This window comes from Ruegeria sp. L11 (assembly GCF_056531755.1).
The window spans coordinates 305,067-325,288 of record NZ_JBQFMI010000003.1 but is presented as its reverse complement, the minus strand read 5'-3'; the positions used below and the strand labels follow the sequence as shown (position 1 = coordinate 325,288).

Genomic DNA, 20,222 nt, shown 5'->3' with positions numbered 1-20,222 from the left:
GAGGATATTTTTTAGCCAGATGAAGATGGGATCCCGATGAAAACCGCCCTTTTGACACATGCCGATTGCCTTGGACATGTCACACCCCAGGGTCATCCGGAACAGGTGGCGCGGCTGGAGCATATCCTGCACGCGCTGGAGGGGCTGGATCTGAAGCGCGTGACCGCTCCGCTGGCGGCAGACGATGATTTGCTGCGTGTTCATCCCGAAAGCCATATCCGCGACATCAGATCGTCGCGCCCCACTGACGGGTTTGCGCAGATCGACGGGGACACCTTCATGTCGCCGGGTTCCGTGGATGCGGCCTATCGCGCGGCGGGTGCGGCAGTGCGCGCCGTTGATCTGGTTTTGGGCGGTGAGGCGCCGAACGCCTTTTGTGCCATTCGCCCGCCTGGGCACCATGCCGAAGCCGAGAAAGCCATGGGGTTCTGCCTGTTTGGCAACGCGGCGCTGGCTGCGAAACACGCGCTGGATTACCACGGGCTGAAGCGGGTCGCTGTGGTCGATTTCGACGTTCATCATGGCAACGGCACGCAGGACCTGCTGTGGGATGAAGATCGGGCCCTTGTGATCACCAGCCAGCAAATGCCGTTATGGCCCGGATCAGGCCGCCCGGACGAGGCAGGCGCTTACGATAACGTTCTGAATATCCCGCTGGCCCCGGGCACCGGCGGGGCTGAGATGCGATCCGCCTATGAAACGCAGGCCTTTCCGCGCCTGCGGGCATTCCGGCCGGAGCTGATCATCATCTCGGCCGGGTTCGATGCGCATCAGGACGACCCTCTGGCCAATCTCAACTGGTCGACTGGCGATTTCGCCTGGATCACGGCAGAGCTGTGCGGGATAGCCGATGAGGTGTGTCAGGGCCGTATCGTCTCGACTCTGGAGGGCGGGTATGATCTGAACGCACTGGCCGAGGCGACACGCGCCCATGTGGAAGAACTGATGAAGGCAGCACGATGACCGATACCCCAGTTGAGCAGATGACATTCGAGCAGGCCATGAAAGAGCTTGAGACCGTGGTTGGTCAGCTTGAGCGCGGCGACGTGGCGCTGGATCAGTCGATTGCGCTTTATGAACGCGGGGCCGCTTTGAAAAAGCGTTGCGAGGACGAGTTGAAGCGGGCCGAGGAAAAAGTGGCCGCGATCACTCTGGACGCGAATGGCCAACCGACCGGGACCACACCTGTCGAAGGTCAGTAAATGTTTCAGGAAAGACTGGCGCAGGACGCGGCGCGCCTTCAGGATCATTTTGACCTGATAATGGGCGCGCTGGACGATCTGGATGTGACACGGGCAATGGCCTACGCCACCCGGGGCGGTAAGCGGCTGCGCGGGTTTCTGGTTCTGGAAAGTGCGCGCCTGCACCAAATCGACGAGTCCCGCGCGATCTGGCCCGCGACCGCGATAGAGGCCCTGCACGCCTATTCGCTGGTTCACGACGATCTGCCCTGCATGGATGACGACGATCTGCGGCGCGGACGCCCCACGGTGCATGTGAAATGGGATGAAGGCACGGCTGTACTTGCCGGGGACGCGCTGCAAACACTGGCCTTTGAGCTGTGTACCCGGCCCGAGGTTGGAGATGCAGACGTTCGCGCTGATCTGGCACTGACACTGGCCAGGGCAAGCGGTGCGCAAGGTATGGTTTTGGGGCAGGCGCTTGATATCGCGGCGGAAACCGCTTCTGAACCTCTGACGCTGAATGCGATAACACGGCTTCAGGGCGGCAAAACGGGCGCTTTGATCGAATGGTCCGCCTGTGCGGGTGCGCGTCTGGCGAAAGCGGATCCAGAGCCCTTGCGCCAATATGCCCGGGCCCTTGGTCTTGCTTTTCAGATTGCAGACGACATCCTTGATATTGAAGGTGATGCGACAAAGGCAGGCAAACGTCTTCAGAAAGATGCGGATGCGGGAAAGGCCACTTTCGTATCGCTTCTGGGTTTGGATGCTGCCAGAACCCGCGCCAGTGAACTTGTTGATCAGGCCTGCGCCGCACTGGACGGGTATGGCCCAACGGCAGAAACCTTGAAGGAAGCCGCTCGCTTCGTTATTGCCCGGGACAGCTAAGCCAGGAACGCGCCAAATGTCTGACCGCCCCAAAACGCCCCTGCTGGACCTTGTGAACCGCCCCGCTGATCTCAAGCGGTTCTCGGACGCGCAGCTGCATCAGGTTGCGCAGGAATTGCGGGCCGAGACGATTTCGGCGGTTTCTGTGACCGGTGGGCATCTGGGCGCGGGTCTGGGTGTTGTGGAACTGACAACCGCGCTGCACGCTGTTTTCGACACGCCGCGCGACAAGATCATCTGGGATGTGGGCCATCAGTGCTATCCGCACAAAATCCTGACCGAACGGCGTGACCGCATTCGCACGCTGCGCATGAAAGATGGCCTGAGCGGTTTCACCAAACGAAGTGAAAGCCCCTATGACCCGTTTGGCGCCGCGCATTCCAGCACCTCGATCAGTGCTGCACTGGGTTTTGCCGTGGCGCGTGATCTGGGCGGTGTAACCCCTGAAGGGTTGGGCGACGCCATTGCCGTGATCGGTGATGGATCGATGTCCGCAGGCATGGCCTTTGAGGCGATGAATAACGCAGGTCACCTGAAGAAACGCCTGATCGTCATTCTGAATGACAATGAGATGAGCATCGCCCCCCCTGTTGGTGCCCTGTCCAGCTATCTGTCCCGAATCTACGCCGAGGCGCCATTCCACGATCTGAAAGCCGCCGCAAAGGGCGCTGTTTCACTTTTGCCAGAACCGTTCCGCGAAGGGGCCAAACGCGCCAAGGAAATGCTGAAAGGCATGGCCGTGGGCGGAACCCTGTTCGAAGAGCTCGGGTTTTCTTATCTCGGGCCTATTGATGGGCATGACCTGGATCAGCTGTTGCCGGTTCTGCGCACCGTCAAGGCGCGGGCAACCGGGCCGATCCTGATCCACGTCTTGACCAAGAAGGGCAAAGGGTACGCACCAGCCGAACAGGCCCGCGACAAAGGCCACGCGACAGCCAAATTCGATGTGGTTACGGGCGAGCAGAAAAAGGCCCCTTCAAACGCGCCTTCTTACACGTCTGTCTTTGGCAAGGCGCTGGTGGATGCGGCCGCGCGCGATGATAAGATCGTTGCGGTGACTGCCGCGATGCCAGATGGTACCGGATTGGGCCTGTTTGCCGAACGGTACCCGTCGCGCTGTTTCGATGTGGCGATTGCCGAGCAGCACGGCGTGACCTTCTCGGCTGCGCTGGCGGCAGGGGGGATGAAGCCATTCTGCGCCATGTATTCGACCTTTCTGCAGCGGGGGTACGACCAGGTTGTGCATGACGTTGCAATCCAGCGCTTGCCCGTTCGGTTTGCCATTGACCGCGCAGGTTTGGTGGGGGCTGACGGTGCCACCCATGCCGGGTCGTTCGATATTGCCTATTTGGCCAATCTGCCGGGCATGGTCGTCATGGCCGCCGCGGATGAGGCGGAATTGATGCACATGGTGGCAACCGCTGTCGCGCATGATGAAGGGCCGATTGCCTTCCGCTATCCGCGCGGCGAAGGTGTCGGAGTGGACTTGCCCGAACGCGGTGAGGTACTGGAGATCGGCAAAGGCCGCATGATCCGGAAAGGCGCGCGCGTCGCACTTTTGTCTTTTGGCACGCGGCTGGCTGAAGTTCAGAAAGCAGCCGAGTCTCTGACCGCCAAAGGCATTAGCCCAACCATCGCCGACGCCCGCTTTGCCAAGCCGCTGGATCGCGATCTGATCCTGAATCTGGCTGCAGATCATGAGGCGTTGATCACCATCGAAGAAGGCGCTGTTGGCGGGTTTGGCAGCCATGTGGCACAGCTTCTGGCGGATGAGGGTGTTTTTGATCGGGGCTTGAAATACCGCTCGATGGTCTTGCCTGACATCTTCATCGATCAGGCCGGCCCCGCGGACATGTATGCCGTTGCGGGTATGAATGCCGAGCAGATCGAAGCCAGGGTGCTGGATGTTCTGGGCGTAACCTCGATTGGTGAAAAGCGCGCGTAATAGCGGCGTTGAGACGCCCGCTTTTGGTTTCGACACTTTTACAAGCAGGGGGCCGGCAATCCAGAACAGAGCGGGAATGCCAAGCGCCACCCGGGTCCTTCATTGCGATTTTCGGGTCCTGACCCGAACGGTCTTTGCTTCAAAAGTGACTTGAGACGACAAATCACTGATACCAACCGCCCTTTGGATTGTCCGTTGCCCATTCCCTTAAAGAGATCAAGGAGATTGTTCTTTCGCGCATATGCGCGAAAGAAACGTTGATCTGACAGACCGGGGCGCTGTTACCCGTGATGGGCAGCCACTGTCTTGAGTTGCGAAAAGCCATAAAGCGCCTCAAAGCCTTTCTCGCGGCCATGGCCGGATTTGCCCACGCCGCCAAAAGGTAGTTCAACGCCGCCACCTGCCCCATAGTTGTTGAGGAACACCTGACCCGCGTGCAGCCCTTTTGCCAACCGCATCTGCCGCGCACCGTCACGTGTCCAGACGCTGGCGACAAGACCGTAGTCAGTGCTATTGGCTATCATTAGAGCCTGTTCTTCGGTGTCGAACGGGATCAGAACCTGGACCGGGCCGAAGATTTCATCACGGGCGAGCGGGTGATCCGGTGGCACGTCCGCAAACAAGGTGGGCCGGACATAAGCCCCGGTTTCCGGCGCCTCCACTATGATCGTCCCTTCTGCCGCAATGGTCAGATCGGCGCTTTTGTCCAGAAAACTGTTTACGATCTGCTTTTGCCGCTCGGAAATCAGCGGTCCAACGCGAAGATCCTGCATCGCGGGTCCAACGCTGAGCTGTTCATAGGCCTCGGCCATGCGGGATTTGACCTGATCATAGACGCCGCGCTGTACCAGAATGCGGGACGAGGCCGAACAGGTCTGTCCTGCGTTCTGAATGCCCGCATTCACCAGAAACGGCAGGGCGGCATCCAAATCGGCATCGTCAAAAACCAGCTGCGGGGATTTTCCGCCCAGTTCCAGTGTCACAGGCACAACGTTTCGCCCTGCGGCCTGCTGCACCAATGCACCCGTGGCCACCGAACCAGTAAACGAGATATGGTTGACCCCCGGATGCCCGGATAATGCGGCACCGGCCTCGGCCCCCAGGCCGGGCACAACATTCAGCGCACCTGCTGGCAGACCCGCTTGCTGCGCGAGATGGGCAAAGGCCAGCGCGGTCAGGCAGGCCTCCTCTGCCGGTTTCAGAACGCAGGCGTTGCCCATGGCCAGCGCGGCCCCGACCGAGCGCCCAATGATCTGCATCGGATAGTTCCAGGGCACGATGTGGCCCGTCACCCCATGGGGTTCGCGCAGTGTATAGACGGTGTAGCCATCGAGATAGGGAATGGTCTCACCCATCACCTTATCCGCTGCACCGCCGTAGAATTCACAATAGCGCGCCAGCGCGATGGCATCGGCGCGGGCCTGCGTCAGGGGCTTGCCCACATCCATCGCCTCAAGCCGCGCCAGATCGTCCACCCGTTCCAGCACCAGCTGACCCAGCCGGGTCAGGATGCGGCCGCGCTCCAAGGCCGTCTTGCGCCCCCAGTCGCCCTTTAGCGCAGATCTGGCGGCGGCGACCGCCGCGTCAATATCCACACCCGAGCCGCGTGCAATCCTGCATATCTCGGTCCCGTCTGACGGGTTGGTCAAAGGCAATGAGTCGCCTGATGTCGCAGGTATCCAGTTTCCGCCAATCAGGCACAGGGTGGGATCAAACCAGAGTGGTTGGGTCATTTTGGCCTCCGTTCAGGCTCTAACAAATGGTTTTACGCCAATAACTTCCCGATTTCAGGCAATTGGGGCGCGGCGGCGATCAGGGTTTGCGTGTAGGGATGCTGCGGGTCCGAGAATACCTGTTCGGTCTTGCCATGTTCGACAATTCGTCCGGATTGCATCACCAGAACATGATCGGTGATGGTGCGCACCACACTCAGATCGTGGCTGATGAACAGGTAAGTCAGATCATAAGCCTCGCAGAGTTCGGCAAGCAGATCGAGGATTTGGGCGCGCACCGATACGTCGAGGGCTGAAACCGCCTCATCGAACAGGATCAGTTCCGGCCGAATGATCAGAGCGCGGGCAATAGCGATCCGCTGGCGTTGCCCGCCCGAAAACTCGTGAATGTATTTGCCCGCATCATCAGGGCCGAGGCCCACTGCCGTCAGCATCTCTGCAATCCGGTCCTGGCGTTCGGACCCCTTTGGTGGCGTTTCCAACAGGTGAAAAGGTTCTGTAATCAGGCGCGCGACACGGTGGCGGGGATTGAAGCTGCCATAGGGGTCCTGAAACACGACCTGCATCTTGCGACGTACCGCAAGGTTGGGCCTGTGGCCGGTGAAAACCGGCTGACCATCCAGCATAATCTGACCGGATTGGATCTCTTCCAACCCTAAAATAGCCCGTGTTAGGGTCGATTTTCCGCAACCGGACTCGCCCACCAGCCCTAAACGCTCCCCTCGGTTGAGGGTAAAGCTGACACCATCCACCGCGCGGTGGTGGCGCGGCGCATCCAGCAGACCTTTGCGGGGAAGGCGGTAATCCCGGACGACCTGCGAAACCTCCAGAAGCGGGCGTTGCTGTGTAGGTTCAGGCAGGGTGACCTGATGACCCGAAGCTTCGAACAACATACGGGTATAGGGGTGCTGCATATCTCGAAACAGGTTTCGCGTCGCGCCACTTTCGACGACCTCGCCGTGACGCATGACGACAATCTGATCGGCCATGTCCGAGACCACAGCCAGATCATGGGTGATCATCAGCAGGCCCATATCATATTCGCGAACCAGCCCTTTCAGCAAATCAAGGATCTGCGCCTGCGTGGTGACATCCAGCGCCGTAGTCGGCTCATCCGCGATCAATAGCCTTGGGCGCAATGCGATGGCCATTGCGATGACCACACGCTGACGCTGCCCGCCCGACAGCTCATGCGGATAGCGCGACAGAGGAAACCTGTCGGGTGGCAGGCCAACCCGGGTCAAAACCTCTGCGGCGCGGGTCCGGGCCTGAGCAGGAGGCATCGCCTTGTGGATCAGGATGGTCTCCATCACCTGATCGCCGATTGTTTTCACCGGGTTGAGCGCCGTCATCGGTTCCTGAAATACCATCCCGATGGACGCGCCACGCAAGGCGCACATCTCGGCCTCGGATTCGGAAAGCAGGTCAGTGCCATCCAGTCGGATTACGCCGTCTGCCGTTGCCCCGTTTGGCAGAAGCTGCATCACAGCCAGTGCTGTCATGGATTTGCCCGAGCCGCTTTCACCTGTCACCGCCACGATCTGGCCCGGGTCGATGGACAAGTTGACCTGTTTCAGGATCGGTACCCCGTGGATCGACAGGGACAGGTTTTCGACTTGCAGCAACGTCATGCCCGCGCCACCCTGATCCTTGGGTCCAGCCAGTCGCGCAGACCGTCGCCAAGCAGGTTCAAACCCAGCACGGTGACAATGATGGCCAGGCCCGGAATCAGAGCCAAATGCGGGGCAAAACTGACCATTGTCTGCGCGTCCGCCAGCATCCGGCCCCAACTGGGCGTCGGCGGCTGCGCACCCAGACCGACATAGGACAGACCCGCCTCGGCCAGAATACCCAGTGAAAACTGGATGGTGCCCTGAACGATCAGCAAGTTGGCGACATTGGGCAGGATGTGTTCGGCTGAAATCCGTGCTGCGCCTTTGCCCGACACACGGGCGGCAAGGATGAACTCGCGCTCCCACAGCGACAAAGCAGCCCCGCGGGTGATGCGGGCAAAGACGGGGATGTTGAAAATACCGATCGCAATGATCGCGTTGATGGCCCCGGCACCAAACACTGCCGTGATCAGGATGGCGATGACCAGCGAGGGAAAGGCAAAGACCAGATCGTTGCCACGCATGATCACCTCATCCAGCCACGACCCTTTGCGCGCAGCGGCTGTCAGGCCAAGGGGTACGCCCAGCGCCATGCCGATCCCCACGGCCACCAGCGCCACCGCAATCGAAGTGCGCGCTCCGACCATGATCATCGAGAACATGTCCCGACCGAAGTGATCCGTCCCGAACCAGTGCAGTGCATCGGGCGCCTGAAGCTTGTTGGGGATATCCAGCGCGGCATTGTCGTAGGGTGTCCAGACAAACGAGATCAGCGCCGCCAGCACCACCAGCGACGACAGCGCGGCGCCAAGGATCAGGTTGCGGCTCATGACCTGCTCCTTAGCCTTGGGTCAACGGCTGCGTAGGCCAGATCCACCAGAAAATTCACGGTAATGACGGCAAAGACCAGCAGCATCACCACCGATTCAACCACGATCAGATCGCGGGCCGAAATGGCCTGAAACACCAACCGCCCGAGGCCGGGCAGGTAAAACACCTGTTCGATGATGATCGACCCGGCCAGCAGGAAGGAAAACTGCAAGCCGATGATCGTCAGCACCGGGATCAGCGCGTTCCGCACCCCGTGCCGCCACAGGGCCTGACGCCGTGACAATCCCTTGGCCCGCGCGGTGCGCATAAAATCCTCACCCAGAATGTCCAGCAACGCGGATCGCATGACGCGGGCCAGGATCGCGGCCTGAGGAAGGGCCAGCGCAACGGCGGGCAAGGTCAGCGAGCGCAGCCCTGCCCAAAGGCCCTCTCCCCAGCCAACAAACCCACCGGCATTGAACCAGCGCAGGTTAATGGCGAAGATCAGCACCAGCATCATCGCGAACCAGAAATTCGGCACCGCGATACCAAGCTGAGTCGCCCCCATCACCGCCAGATCCCCGGGCTTACCCCGGCGCGCAGCAGCATAGATCCCGGCGGGGAAGGCGATCAGCGTGGACAGCGTGAGCGCATACAAAGCCAAGGGCAGCGATACCCACAGCCGGTCCGCAATCATCTGCGACACCGGTGTGCGATAGGTGTAAGAGGTTCCGAAATCCCCGGCAACCATCCCCCCGACCCAGTTGAAATACCGTTGTACCCTTGACCCATCCAAACCCAGTTCAGCCCGCAGCGCGGCCAGCGTATCTTCCTGCGCGTTGACACCCAACATGAACGATGCCGGGTCCCCCGGCGCGACTTCGATCACGGCGAAGATAACCACCGAGGCGACGGCAAGGCTGACAAGCAATGAGATCAGTCGTTTAAGGGTATAGCGAAGCATTGAGGCCACGTTAGGGTCTCAGCCGTCACGGGTCCAGCATCTACGGCACCGGCAGACCGGCAAATGGCGCTGCGCAACCTTTGTCCCTTTCCGCCTGTTAATCCGCATGCAGGACCTGACCCCGATTTTCACCATGTTTGTTGCGCGTTTTTTCGATTTCGCACGTTCCGTGTTTTGCTACACTTGTTCGAACCGTTTCCGCAGGCCAGAGCGGCCAAGGAGCAATCCGGGCCGAACCAGGATTTACTGATAGTGTAGCGCTCATGCTGACAGAAAATAGAATTGAGATCGGGTTTCTGCTGTTCGATGGCTTTCCGATGGCTTGCCTGACCTCGGTCATCGAACCGCTGCGCGCTGCAAATGAGATCGCCGGGCAAGAGGCATTTCGCTGGTCTCTTGTGGCGGAAAACGGGGGAAAGGTCAGCTCCAGCGCTCATGTGCGTTTTGAGGCTGAACGCAACCTCGCAGACTGTAAGCCGATTGATATTCTGTTCCTGCTCAGCAGTCCGACCTCGGGCTTCAGAAACCCTGCCCAGGGGAATGGTGCGTTGAGGGCTTTGTCACGACACGGGACAATTCTGGGCGGTATCAGCGGCGGCGTTTTCCCGCTCGTGCGCTCGGGGGTCATGACCGGCCATCCGGTATCGGTGCACTGGTGTTACGAAGCCGCGTTTCTGGCCGAGTTTCCACAGATCGATGCACGGCGCGAAGTGATCGTGTCGGATGCCACGCGGTACACTGCGGCCGGGGCGGCGGCCGCGTTTGATCTGGCCCTGCATCTGATTCAGGACCGGTTGGGCGGCGAAGTCGCGCATGAGGTGGCCTGCTGGTTCCAGCATCCGATGATGCGAGGGGAAGGTGTTCAGCAACAGGTGCCCAGTGCAAGCAAACCTGCCACGGGTGAAAAGCTGCCGCCGCTTGTGGCCCGATGTGTCGACCTGTTCGCAAGCCGTATCGGCAATCCGATCTCGATCGCGGACATAGCGGATCAAACGGGCGTCACCCCCCGCCAGATCGAGCGCGCCTTCAAACAGGCCACAGGGCAAAGCCCCAGCCATTATTTCCGCTCCATGCGGATGAAGGCGGCCCGTCAGATGGTTGTCTATACCAAAGACCCTATTGCCGACATTGCTGCGGCCATCGGATACAGCTCGGTCACGCCGTTGGTGACACACTACCGGTCTGCCTTTGGTTTAAGCCCCAGCGAAGACCGGCGACGGATCAACCGGTTTCGAGTCGAAGACAACGCCCCTCTGCCCTCAAGCTGATCTTGCCTTCAAAGCGCCGATTTCATTGCGGCCACAATCGCATGATGCAGTGACCCGGCAGATGATCTTGGCCCGTAGACGCTGAACGAACCAGAAGTACGGCACAGGACGAAACACCCCAGGTGATGGATAGACGTGCGGGATGCGGCACCGGCCGCCATTTTTCGGCAATCCAGACTGCTTAGCAATTCCAGCACTGCCAACACGCCCTCTCCGTCCAGATCAAACCTGACCCATGCGTCTGTCTGTTCGGAAACCGATGCGTTATCCCCAGTACTTTTTTTCACCAGATGCGCCAGATCTTCATGTGTCTCAAAGGGCGCTTCGATCATCCATTGATCAGGCCCGGTCCAGAAGGCAACGATCGGCCCGCCGGTAAATTGCCCGACGGCAGGCGTTTCCGCGCCGATCAATTGGGATACGGCGCTCCGGGTCTTGTCTTCCCGACCCAGCCGAGCGGCGACCGAAGCCAGCGCCACACCCGGAGTTTCGGTACAGGTCACGCTTCCGACCCTGTCGATCTTGGGTTCGGTTCCACCCAGCGCGGTTATTGCTACAAGATCATGCACGGAGCCGTTCTCCCTCGGGGTCGACGAAATGGGCCGAGACGATTTCAACCTCGACCGTCAGATCGGTCACTGGCGACACAAGGCGCATCTTTTCACCCTGACGTGTGCCGCCGTTTTTCAAGAAGCCAAGGCCGATATGGCTGTCCAACGACGGCGAAAATGCCGCCGATGTGACATAGCCCTGATCATGGGCAGCATCCACGGGACCCGTGGCATTCATCAGATGCCCTCCGGCGGTTACCTTGTCGCCAGCGTCCACAGGCTTGATGCCAACCATCATCAAAGCATCTGGTTCGTTCAGCCCTTCACGCTCGGACAGGATTGAACCGATGCTGTCTTTTTTCTTGGATACCATCCGACCCATTCCAAGGTTCAGGGCGGTGGTGGTTCCGTTCAACTCGTTGCCTGCGGCGTGACCCTTTTCGATCCGCATGACGCCCAGCGCTTCGGTGCCGTAGGGTATGACATCGAACTCTTCACCTTCCTGCATCAAACGCCGCATCAGCGCGTCGCCGTATCGCGATGGCACCGCGATTTCAAAGGCCAATTCGCCCGAGAAGGAAATCCGGAACAACCGCGCGCGCAACCCGCCGCATACGGTGATGTTGCCGCAAGCCATGAACGGGAAGCCTTCGTTCGAGATGTCGAACTCGGAATCCACGATCTTTTGCAGAAGTTTGCGCGAATTGGGCCCGGCTACCGCGTATTGTGCCCAGGCTTCGGTGGTCGAGATCAGCTGTACATCCATGTCCGGGAACAGGCATTGCCGGACAAATTCCATATGCTGGTAGACCTTGACCGCATTCGCGGTTGTGGTGGTGACCACGAAATGATCCTCGGCCAGACGCGCGGCGGTACCGTCATCCATCGCAATTCCGTCTTCGCGCAACATCAGCCCATAGCGGGTTTTGCCGACGGCCAGTTTAGCAAATCCGTTGCAATAGACCCTGTTCAGGAAATCCGCCGCATCCGCACCCTGAACATCAATCTTTCCAAGCGTGGTGCAGTCGCACACCCCGACCGAGGCACGGGTCTGGCGCACCTCACGGTCCACGGATTCCCGCCAATGGGTTTCACCGGGCAGCGGGAACCACTGCGCGCGCAGCCAATTGCCGACCTCGACAAACACCGCGCCGCGTTCCTTGGCCCAGTAATGTGACGGGGTCAGGCGGGTTGGATGAAACTCTTTGCCTTTCATCCGACCAGCAAAGGTTGCAATCGGAACGGGCGTATAGGGCGGGCGGAAGATCGTTGTGCCGGTTTCCGGAATGGACTTACCTGCAAGTTCGGCCATGATCGCAAGCCCGCCCATGTTCGAGGTCTTGCCCTGATCGGTGGCCATGCCCAAGGTGGTATAGCGTTTCAAGTGCTCGACCGAACGGAACCCTTCCTGATGGCTGAGCTTCACATCCTTGACGGTCACGTCGTTCTGCTGATCCAGCCACGCGCGGCTGCAACCCTGAACATACCAGAACGGTGTCTGCGAGATCGGGGTATCCTCGGCCTTAGGCAGATCGGGCAGCGGGCCTTTCAGGCCCAGCGCCTGCGCCGCGCCTTCTGCCCCGGATTGCAGGGCGCCATGGGTGGACATCACACCATTTGCCGCCCCCGCGACGGACAGCCCAGGCGGCAAGTCCGCTCCGGGGACAAAGGCCGCCAGATCGTCGTTCCACGCGGGACGCCCTCGTTGATGGCAGGTCAGATGCACGTTGGGGTTCCAGCCACCCGAGACGCCAAGCGCCCCGCAGTCCAGCGTGCGCGACGACCCGTCTGCCAGCTCAACCTCGACAAAGGTCAGCCCCAGTCGGCCTTTGGTGTCCCTGACCTGCGCGCCCCGCAGAACCTCATAGTCATGGCTGGTCGGAGCGTCGTCACGAACGTCGACGACGGCAGCAATCCTGATACCTTTTGCGTGCAGATCCGCAGCTGTGCGGTGGCCGTCATCGTTGTTCGTAAAGATGGCGACACGTTGCGCCGCCGTGGTTGCAAACCGATTGGCATAGGTGCGCAGAGCACTTGCCAGCATGATGCCAGGCCTGTCGTTGTTTTCAAACGCGATGGGCCGCTCGGTCGCGCCAGCGCATAACAGGGCGCGTTTGGCGTAGATGCGCCAGAGTATCTGGCGCGGTTTACCGGAAGGCAGAGAAGCAAGATGATCGCCCGTCCGCTCAACTGCACCATAGATGCCGTGATCAAAGGCACCGATCACGGTCGTACGCGGCATCAAGCGGACGTTGGGCATTGCTGACAGTTCAGCGACACTCTGCTTAACCCATTCGGTCGCATCGCCGTCGTTCAGCGAAAAGGTTTCACTGTTGAGCCGCCCACCAAGTGCGAAATCCTCATCCGCAAGAATGACCTCGGAACCGGCCCGGCCCGCAGTCAGTGCCGCCATCAATCCGGCTGGACCCGCGCCGATAATCAGCAGATCGCAATGCCGGAACCCCTTGTCATACTCATCGGGATCTTCCTGCATCGACAATGACCCAAGACCGGCCGCGCGGCGGATCATCGGCTCGTACAGCTTTTCCCAGAACGCGGCAGGCCACATGAAGGTTTTGTAGTAGAACCCCGCCGTCAGAAAGGTCGAGAATCTGTCGTTGATTGCCAGAGCATCGAATTTCAGGCTGGGCCAGCGGTTTTGGGAATGGGCTTCAAGCCCCTCGAACATCTCAACAGTCGTGGCACGGGTGTTGGGTTCCTGACGATTACCGGTGCGCAGCTCGACAAGGGCGTTGGGTTCTTCCGAACCGGCAGTCAACACGCCACGCGGGCGATGGTATTTGAACGACCGGCCCATCAGGCGCACGCCATTGGCCAGAAGGGCCGAGGCCAGCGTATCGCCCGGATGCGCAGTGTAGCTGCGGTTGTCGAATTTGAAGTTCAGGGTTTTGGTGCGGTCGATCTGACCGCCGCTCAGCCTGTTGTCTTGAGTCATTTGGAGCGCCCCTGTGCCCGGGCCACGTCACGGGCCAGTTCCACTTTGGAAATCTCATGTGTCGCGGTATTGCGGGTCACGACCAGCCAGGATCGGTCGCCCCCCTCGTGGAACCACAACTCGCGGTGTTCGCCAGCTGGATTGTCGCGCAGATAGGCGTAGTCAAAAAACGCTTCGGCCGCATCTTCGGCCTGCCAATCGGGCCTGTTGATCAGCGAAGCGTCTCCCAGATAGACGAATTCGGAACTGTCACGCGGGCCCAGCAAGGGATGATGGATGATCATGGTGCTGCTCCCCTCAGTGCAGGTTGGGCTGGTTGCCCATACCTTTTTCGTCGATCATGCGACCAGTGCGGAACCGGTCGAACCGGTAGGCGGTTGCGGTCGGGTGCGGTTCATCCTTTGCCAGCAGATGCGCAAAGCAATACCCCGACGCCGGAGTTGCCTTGAACCCGCCGTAACACCAGCCGCCGTTGAAATAGAGGCCATCGATGCCGGTCCGGTCGATGATGGGCGATCCATCCATGGACATATCCATGATCCCGCCCCACATCCGCAGCAGGCGCGCGCGACCGATCATCGGCATCAGGGCCATGCCGCCCTCGCAGACATCTTCGACCACGGGCAGGTTGCCGCGTTGTGCGTACGAATTGTACCCGTCGATATCGCCACCAAAGACCAGTCCGCCCTTGTCGGACTGGCTGACATAGAAATGCCCCGCGCCAAAAGTGATCACCCCGGGCAGAACCGGCTTCAGACCTTCTGACACGAAAGCTTGCAGGACATGGCTTTCAATTGGCAACCGCATACCCGCCATGCCCATGACACGCCCCGAATTTCCGGCCACGGCACAGCCAACCTTGCCTGCGCCAATGAACCCTTTCGACGTCTCAACCCCCAGACATTTTCCGTTTTCGATCCGGAAACCGGTCACTTCGCAGTTTTGGATGATATCGACACCTTGGCTGTCTGCTGAACGGGCATATCCCCAGGCCACCGCGTCGTGCCGAACCGTGCCACCACGCCGCTGGGCCAGCCCGCCCTTGATCGGGAACCGGGCATCGTTGAAGTTCAGGAACGGGTATTCCTTGCGCACCTGTTCGGCATCCAGCAGCTCGGCATCCGCGCCGTTCAGGATCATGGCGTTGCCACGTCGCGTAAAGGCGTCGCGCTGGGCGTCTGTGTGGATCAGGTTGATGATCCCGCGCTGGCTGACCATCGCGTTATAGTTTACGTCCTGCTCAAGACCTTCCCACAGTTTCAGCGAGAACTCGTAGAAAGGTTCGTTGCCGTCCAGCAAATAATTCGAGCGGATAATGGTTGTATTGCGCCCGACATTGCCGCCACCGATCCAGCCTTTTTCAATCACCGCCACATTGCGGAGGCCAAATACCTTTGACAGGTAATGCGCCGTTGAAAGGCCATGACCGCCACCGCCGATGATCACAATGTCGTAATGTGGCTTGGGCTCCGGCTCGCGCCAGGCCGGTGTCCACCCTTTGTGCCCGGTAAGAGCCTCTTTGATGACTTTGAAACCAGAGTATCGCATGAATCGGACCTTTTTTTTCAGAATCCGCGAAAAAACCGAATTTGGATACTCTAGAATCCGACATCTGTTGTGTTGAATCAGACACCACGACAATCAGCGGTGCATGCTTAATCTTGCGATTTTTTGTTACTGTTGCTTTCAGCGCGCGGTGTCCGCCACGCCGTCCTGCTGCGCCGACAAGGGTCAGAACAGCCGGTAGCCAAAGCTATACACGCGATTTCAGAACCACATAGTTGTGGGGTTCAGCGCCTAAGACGTCATCAGAAAGACAACGACGGCATAGCCGATGATGGCGGCATATCCCAACGGGTAAATCCATTTGATCGCGTAATTGTCGAGCTTTCTGGCCGTCTCTTCCCGACCGGAAACTTTCAATTTACGCAACATCACGCTGAAGACGATAATCGTTCCTGTCATCAGGAACATGCATTGCAGAATGAAGTCCAGAAACGTCAGATAGCCAAGCTTGGGCAAGTCAGCGGAAATGGCCCAGTTGAAGGCCACAAAGACTAACAGGTTGCCGCCTGCGATCTCGATCCGTTTTCGGTATTCATCCAGAAAGAAAAGCGCCCATCCTACCGTGATCAGCACCAGCATCGGCAGGAATATGCGGATGGTGTAATATGTCAGGTGCCGGGTGCCTTCGAAGACAAGTTCGACCCGGTCGCTTTCGTTTCCTGACAAACCGGTCGTCGTTGACGTCAGAGCCCTGGCATTGCCAAGTATCCATTCCTCTTCGCCCAGCATATCACCCAGGCCGGAGTATTCATCAAGCGAGTGATAGTGAACGAATTGCGAAGGAAACACCGATACGACCTCGAAGTGAAATTCCTGCGTATCGAACGGGTATTTGCGAAAGTTGAAATGCGGAGCCTGCAAGGTCAGCGAGGATTTTTCGACAAAAGTCACATGACCGTCATGACGCACGGCAACTGCGGATTCATGAATCCATCGATTGGACTGTTGGTTATGGATAACAAAAGCCGGGGTTACCACATCCAGCTCAGCGGCGTATTTCACGAAAGCGGGCGGTTCAAAAACCCGAAAATCACGACCAAGGCTTTCCGCATCAAACGCCAGCTCCGGGTCTGTCCATTCGAACCGCAGTACAACCACGGCACCATAGTTTTCGGATTGCTGATCGACACCGGTAATCTGGTCGATCTTGATACCAACCCCGACTTTCAGCGGGTTGTCCGGGGTTCCCACCAGCGTATCCTGCTGCCCTTGGAACAAGCCCTGCGCAAAAACAGCGCCTGGAAGGACAGACGCGAAAAGCAAAAGAACGAAACCTGCAAACAAGCTTTTCATGATCGTTAGAAACGCATTTCGCAATGGTGAAACTGGGCCCGATAAGCAGGCCCAGCAAACTGATGTCATTCAGACCAGGAAATGGCGGTCAGGTCGATTGCCGCAGTCGGTGCGTTCTCCCACAGGCCCTGAACACCGGCCTTGGCGACGCCTAGCTTGGCCAGCTGGAACAGGTACCCATTGACATAATCGTTCGAGATGAGGCGCTGTGCCTCACCCAGAAGACGGGTCCGTTCCTCGGGGTCGGTGGTGGTGTTCAGCGTCTCCATCAGCGTCTGAAAGTCGATGCTGTCATACTGGAAGTAATAGTCGGGCCGCGCATAGATGCCGATATCCATCGGTTCGGTATGGCTGACGATGGTCAGACCAAATTCCTTGCCCTTGAACACCGATTCCAGCCACTGGGCCCATTCGACGTTGATGATCTCGGCCGTGATGCCGACCTCGGCCAGCTGTGCGGCGATGATTTCACCGCCCCGGCGCGCATAAGATGGCGGTGGCAAGTGCAGAGTTGTCTCGAACCCGTTTTCAAATCCCGCCTCTGCCAGCAAAGCCCTGGCCTTTTCGGGATCATACGCGGACTGGCCCGTCAGATCGACATAAGCGGGGTTGTGTGGCGCAAAATGCGTGCCGATAGGGGTGCCGTACCCGAACATGGCGCCGTCGATGATGGCCTGCCGGTCAATCGCATGGGCCAACGCCTGCCGGACCCGAATATCATCGAATGGCGGCTGTTTGTTGTTGGTGGACAGGATCGTTTCCCCCTCGGTCGATCCAACCAGAACCTGAAACCGCGGGTCAGCCTCGAACTGGGGCAGGTTTTCCGGTGCCGGGAAGTTGTCGAACACGTCCACGTCTTCGGCCATCATGGCCGCGAAAGCGGCGGTCGGGTCTGAGATGAATTTGAACGTCGCAGTCTCTAACGCCGGTTGATCGCCCCAATAATTGGGGTTGCGGTTCAGTGTTATGCTGTCGCCCTGAACCCAGTCGCCAAAGGTAAATGCACCTGTGCCAACCGGGTTTGTCTTGATGTTCTCAATGCTTTCGGGCGCGACGATCACCGCGTCACCCCAGGCAAGGTTGAACAGGAAGTTGCCGTTCGGATCGGCCAGGGTGATCCTGACCGTCAGCGGATCCACGGCCTCGACGCTTTCGATCCCTGCAAACAGAGCTTTCTGCGCGTTGGCGCTGTCCTCGGCCGTGGCCCGGTCAAGGCTGAATTTGACATCCTCGGCATCCATAGTCGTGCCGTCATGGAAGGTCACGCCGTCGCGCAGTTTGAAGGTATAAGTTTTGCCGTCTTCGGAAATCTCCCAGCTTTCCGCAAGGCCGGGCACGACCGAGCCGTCGCCCATGAAACGGGTCAGACCTTCGAAGATGTTGGTGTAGACAACCGAATCGATGGCCTGAGCTGCGGCGCTGGTCGGATCCAGATGCGGGGGTTCCAACTGCATGGCGATGGTGATGTCGGATTTGGCCAAAACCTGCGTCGCCAACAGGCTGGCGCCAATCGCCACGGTCGACGCGAATGTTCGAAGCACGTGTTTTGTCATGTGAACTCTCCCAACTGAAAATCTGCGCCCATGTTTTCCGGGCCGTTTTATCGGCAGTGTTCCTTTAAACCTGAGGTCAATCAAGGGAATGTTCGCGCAACCGGGGTTTCTTTGGCCCCGGCCGATCTGCTATGCCGCACTGCAACATAAGCCCTGCAGGAGCCAACCATGAGCGCCACCGCCCGCAAAAAGGCCCCGAACGCCGAAGATATTCGCGCCCGAAAAGGCGGCGTGCCTCTGGTCTCGCTGACCGCATACACAACGCCTATGGCGCGCCTGATGGACACGCATTGTGACTTTGTTCTTGTGGGGGACAGCGTCGGGATGGTTTTGCACGGGCTGGAATCCACCCTTGGTGTCACGATGGAGATGATGATCCTGCACGGTCAGGCCGTCGCACGCGGGTTGAGCACGGCGATGATGGTCATCGACATGCCGTTTGGCAGCTATGAGGAAAGCCCGGCACAAGCGTTTCGCAACGCGGCGCGGCTGATGGCGGAAACCGGTGCGGGGGCAGTCAAGCTGGAAGGCGGTGCCGAGATGGCCGAAACCATCCGCTTTCTGGTCAAGCGCGGCATCCCGGTGATGGCGCATATCGGTCTGACCCCGCAATCGATCAACACGCTGGGCGGCTACAAGGTGCAGGGGCGCGACGAACAGGCCGAAACCGTCATGGCAGATGCCCGCGCCGTGGCCGAGGCCGGTGCGTTTTCCGTGGTGCTTGAGAAAGTGCCCCAAGGCCTGGCCGACAGGATCACCGAACAGGTTGCCATCCCCACCATCGGAATCGGAGCGTCCGCCGGTTGTGACGGGCAGATTCTGGTCGTCGATGACATGGTTGGCTTTTTCACCGCCTTCAAACCCAAATTCGTCAAACGCTATGCCGAGCTTGGCCCGTTGGCCGAAGCCGCCATCGCAGATTACGCGGCCGAAGTGCGTGCGCGAACATTTCCGGCGGGCGAACATGTGTTTGCTGATCAGGCTTCGGCGAAAGGACCAAAGACGTGACCGCGCCGATCCTGCGCTCGCTGGCGGAACTGCGGGCCAAGACGACAGAATGGCACCGCGCGGGTGACGTTATCGGCGTTGTGCCAACCATGGGCGCATTGCACGAAGGGCATTTGTCGCTGGCGCAGGCCGCCAAGGAGAACTGTGACCGGGTGATCGTGACGATCTTTGTGAACCCCAAGCAGTTCAACAACCCCGAAGACCTGGCGAACTATCCCCGCACGGAACATGAAGACGCCCAAAAGCTGGCCCCTTATGGCGTGGATGCGATCTATGTGCCGGACCCTCAGGAAATCTATCCCGACGGCTTTTCCACCACGGTATCCGTGACCGGTTTGACCGACATGATGGAAGGCCCGTTTCGCCCCGGCCATTTCGAAGGCGTGGCCACTGTAGTGGCCAAACTGTTCCTGCAAACGCAGGCGGACCGAGCCTACTTCGGGGAAAAAGACTATCAGCAACTGCTGGTGGTGCGCCGCATGGCCCGCGATCTGGACATTCCCATCGAGGTTGTCGGCTGCCCAACCGTGCGCGAGCCTTCTGGGCTGGCAATGTCGTCGCGCAATCTGCTTTTGTCGCCTGAGGGTGTAAAGGTCGCGTCCCGCATGAACGAGATCATGCGGCGGGTGGCAGATAAGCTTGCCGCTGGCAAGGATTTCGCGGCGCTGGCGCAAGACGCAAAAGCCGCATTGCTGGACGCTGGTTTTACCGAAGTGGAATATATCGATCTGCGCTGCGCCGAGACGCTGGAAAGCCTGCCCAATGCCAGCAAACCCGCGCGCTTGTTCGTTACGGCCTGGGCCGATGGCGTCCGCCTGATCGACAATATTCCCGTCGATCCGGTCTGATTTCTGCTCTGGCCCCGGCGCCGTTGTTTGCGCTAAAGTCGCGCA

17 protein-coding genes are annotated in these 20,222 nt (G+C 59.4%); 7 read left to right on the top strand and 10 right to left on the bottom strand.

The genetic code is table 11. The features are described from left to right. Positions 1 to 36: 36 nt before the first annotated feature. The 4 genes from ACR0CE_RS09745 to dxs are packed head-to-tail and all read left to right on the top strand — an operon-like array spanning position 37 to position 4,014. The gene (locus ACR0CE_RS09745) at positions 37 to 963 is read left to right on the top strand and encodes a histone deacetylase family protein (protein WP_480487836.1); all 927 of its coding nucleotides are present in this window, start codon (positions 37 to 39) and stop codon (positions 961 to 963) included. Then, positions 960 to 1,202, top strand: coding sequence for an exodeoxyribonuclease VII small subunit (locus ACR0CE_RS09740; protein WP_267363166.1), 243 nt, complete (start codon positions 960 to 962; stop codon positions 1,200 to 1,202). Before ACR0CE_RS09745 ends, ACR0CE_RS09740 begins: the two co-directional genes overlap by 4 nt. Continuing rightward, positions 1,203 to 2,069 (top strand): polyprenyl synthetase family protein, encoded by an 867-nt coding sequence (locus tag ACR0CE_RS09735; RefSeq protein ID WP_480832143.1) that lies wholly within the window; start codon positions 1,203 to 1,205, stop codon positions 2,067 to 2,069. 16 nt (positions 2,070 to 2,085) lie between these two features. Beyond that, the gene (gene dxs, locus ACR0CE_RS09730; RefSeq protein ID WP_480832141.1) at positions 2,086 to 4,014 is read left to right on the top strand and encodes a 1-deoxy-D-xylulose-5-phosphate synthase; all 1,929 of its coding nucleotides are present in this window, start codon (positions 2,086 to 2,088) and stop codon (positions 4,012 to 4,014) included. Between the two features lie 281 nt (positions 4,015 to 4,295). Here the strand turns inward: dxs and ACR0CE_RS09725 are convergent, their stop codons facing one another. From ACR0CE_RS09725 to ACR0CE_RS09710, 4 genes are read right to left on the bottom strand one after another with little or no spacing between them, the layout of a single operon-like run. Beyond that, on the bottom strand, positions 4,296 to 5,747 hold the full coding sequence (locus tag ACR0CE_RS09725; RefSeq protein WP_480832139.1) for an aldehyde dehydrogenase family protein: 1,452 nt from the start codon (positions 5,745 to 5,747) through the stop codon (positions 4,296 to 4,298). Positions 5,748 to 5,779: 32 nt separating this feature from the next. Beyond that, a complete protein-coding gene (locus ACR0CE_RS09720) occupies positions 5,780 to 7,378 on the bottom strand; it encodes an ABC transporter ATP-binding protein (protein WP_480487844.1) in 1,599 nt (532 codons plus the stop codon). Next, positions 7,375 to 8,190 (bottom strand): ABC transporter permease, encoded by an 816-nt coding sequence (locus tag ACR0CE_RS09715; RefSeq protein WP_209505153.1) that lies wholly within the window; start codon positions 8,188 to 8,190, stop codon positions 7,375 to 7,377. Before ACR0CE_RS09715 ends, ACR0CE_RS09720 begins: the two co-directional genes overlap by 4 nt. After that, positions 8,187 to 9,134: an ABC transporter permease gene (locus tag ACR0CE_RS09710; RefSeq protein ID WP_480832137.1), complete on the bottom strand. Its 948-nt coding sequence runs from the start codon at positions 9,132 to 9,134 to the stop codon at positions 8,187 to 8,189. Before ACR0CE_RS09710 ends, ACR0CE_RS09715 begins: the two co-directional genes overlap by 4 nt. 263 nt (positions 9,135 to 9,397) lie before the next feature. Between ACR0CE_RS09710 and ACR0CE_RS09705 the strand changes: the two genes are divergently transcribed. Further along, positions 9,398 to 10,402 (top strand): GlxA family transcriptional regulator, encoded by a 1,005-nt coding sequence (locus tag ACR0CE_RS09705; protein WP_480482737.1) that lies wholly within the window; start codon positions 9,398 to 9,400, stop codon positions 10,400 to 10,402. Between the two features lie 8 nt (positions 10,403 to 10,410). On the opposite strand, the gene ACR0CE_RS09700 is transcribed toward ACR0CE_RS09705, so the two are convergent. The 6 genes from ACR0CE_RS09700 to ACR0CE_RS09675 form a co-directional block, all read right to left on the bottom strand. Further along, entirely contained in the window at positions 10,411 to 10,971 is a 561-nt protein-coding gene (locus ACR0CE_RS09700; RefSeq protein WP_480832135.1) for a sarcosine oxidase subunit gamma, read from the bottom strand. Next, positions 10,964 to 13,909, bottom strand: coding sequence for a sarcosine oxidase subunit alpha family protein (locus ACR0CE_RS09695; protein ID WP_480832133.1), 2,946 nt, complete (start codon positions 13,907 to 13,909; stop codon positions 10,964 to 10,966). Before ACR0CE_RS09695 ends, ACR0CE_RS09700 begins: the two co-directional genes overlap by 8 nt. Next, a complete protein-coding gene (locus ACR0CE_RS09690; protein ID WP_267366303.1) occupies positions 13,906 to 14,193 on the bottom strand; it encodes a sarcosine oxidase subunit delta in 288 nt (95 codons plus the stop codon). The genes ACR0CE_RS09695 and ACR0CE_RS09690 overlap by 4 nt, the downstream gene beginning before the upstream one ends. Positions 14,194 to 14,206: 13 nt before the next feature. Then, entirely contained in the window at positions 14,207 to 15,457 is a 1,251-nt protein-coding gene (locus ACR0CE_RS09685; protein WP_480546915.1) for a sarcosine oxidase subunit beta family protein, read from the bottom strand. A gap of 249 nt (positions 15,458 to 15,706) precedes the next feature. Then, the gene (locus tag ACR0CE_RS09680; protein WP_480492766.1) at positions 15,707 to 16,768 is read right to left on the bottom strand and encodes a ligand-gated ion channel; all 1,062 of its coding nucleotides are present in this window, start codon (positions 16,766 to 16,768) and stop codon (positions 15,707 to 15,709) included. A gap of 65 nt (positions 16,769 to 16,833) precedes the next feature. Next, positions 16,834 to 18,321, bottom strand: coding sequence for an ABC transporter substrate-binding protein (locus ACR0CE_RS09675; RefSeq protein WP_209505161.1), 1,488 nt, complete (start codon positions 18,319 to 18,321; stop codon positions 16,834 to 16,836). 168 nt (positions 18,322 to 18,489) lie between these two features. Between ACR0CE_RS09675 and panB the strand changes: the two genes are divergently transcribed. Together panB and panC are read left to right on the top strand one after the other, a co-directional pair. Then, the gene (panB, locus tag ACR0CE_RS09670) at positions 18,490 to 19,329 is read left to right on the top strand and encodes a 3-methyl-2-oxobutanoate hydroxymethyltransferase (protein WP_480832131.1); all 840 of its coding nucleotides are present in this window, start codon (positions 18,490 to 18,492) and stop codon (positions 19,327 to 19,329) included. Further along, positions 19,326 to 20,177 (top strand): pantoate--beta-alanine ligase, encoded by an 852-nt coding sequence (panC, locus tag ACR0CE_RS09665; protein WP_480832130.1) that lies wholly within the window; start codon positions 19,326 to 19,328, stop codon positions 20,175 to 20,177. The genes panB and panC overlap by 4 nt, the downstream gene beginning before the upstream one ends. Positions 20,178 to 20,222 lie beyond the last annotated feature (45 nt).

Excerpts from the sequence above, each read along its gene's own strand:
- ACR0CE_RS09745 (WP_480487836.1), top strand. The coding sequence starts at position 37 with ATGAAAACCGCCCTTTTGACACATGCCGATTGCCTTGGACATGTCACA.
- ACR0CE_RS09740 (WP_267363166.1), top strand. The coding sequence starts at position 960 with ATGACCGATACCCCAGTTGAGCAGATGACATTCGAGCAGGCCATGAAA.
- ACR0CE_RS09735 (WP_480832143.1), top strand. The coding sequence starts at position 1,203 with ATGTTTCAGGAAAGACTGGCGCAGGACGCGGCGCGCCTTCAGGATCAT.
- dxs (WP_480832141.1), top strand. The coding sequence starts at position 2,086 with ATGTCTGACCGCCCCAAAACGCCCCTGCTGGACCTTGTGAACCGCCCC.
- ACR0CE_RS09725 (WP_480832139.1), bottom strand. The coding sequence starts at position 5,747 with ATGACCCAACCACTCTGGTTTGATCCCACCCTGTGCCTGATTGGCGGA.
- ACR0CE_RS09720 (WP_480487844.1), bottom strand. The coding sequence starts at position 7,378 with ATGACGTTGCTGCAAGTCGAAAACCTGTCCCTGTCGATCCACGGGGTA.
- ACR0CE_RS09715 (WP_209505153.1), bottom strand. The coding sequence starts at position 8,190 with ATGAGCCGCAACCTGATCCTTGGCGCCGCGCTGTCGTCGCTGGTGGTG.
- ACR0CE_RS09710 (WP_480832137.1), bottom strand. The coding sequence starts at position 9,134 with ATGCTTCGCTATACCCTTAAACGACTGATCTCATTGCTTGTCAGCCTT.
- ACR0CE_RS09705 (WP_480482737.1), top strand. The coding sequence starts at position 9,398 with ATGCTGACAGAAAATAGAATTGAGATCGGGTTTCTGCTGTTCGATGGC.
- ACR0CE_RS09695 (WP_480832133.1), bottom strand. The coding sequence starts at position 13,909 with ATGACTCAAGACAACAGGCTGAGCGGCGGTCAGATCGACCGCACCAAA.
- ACR0CE_RS09690 (WP_267366303.1), bottom strand. The coding sequence starts at position 14,193 with ATGATCATCCATCATCCCTTGCTGGGCCCGCGTGACAGTTCCGAATTC.
- ACR0CE_RS09685 (WP_480546915.1), bottom strand. The coding sequence starts at position 15,457 with ATGCGATACTCTGGTTTCAAAGTCATCAAAGAGGCTCTTACCGGGCAC.
- ACR0CE_RS09680 (WP_480492766.1), bottom strand. The coding sequence starts at position 16,768 with ATGAAAAGCTTGTTTGCAGGTTTCGTTCTTTTGCTTTTCGCGTCTGTC.
- ACR0CE_RS09675 (WP_209505161.1), bottom strand. The coding sequence starts at position 18,321 with ATGACAAAACACGTGCTTCGAACATTCGCGTCGACCGTGGCGATTGGC.
- panB (WP_480832131.1), top strand. The coding sequence starts at position 18,490 with ATGAGCGCCACCGCCCGCAAAAAGGCCCCGAACGCCGAAGATATTCGC.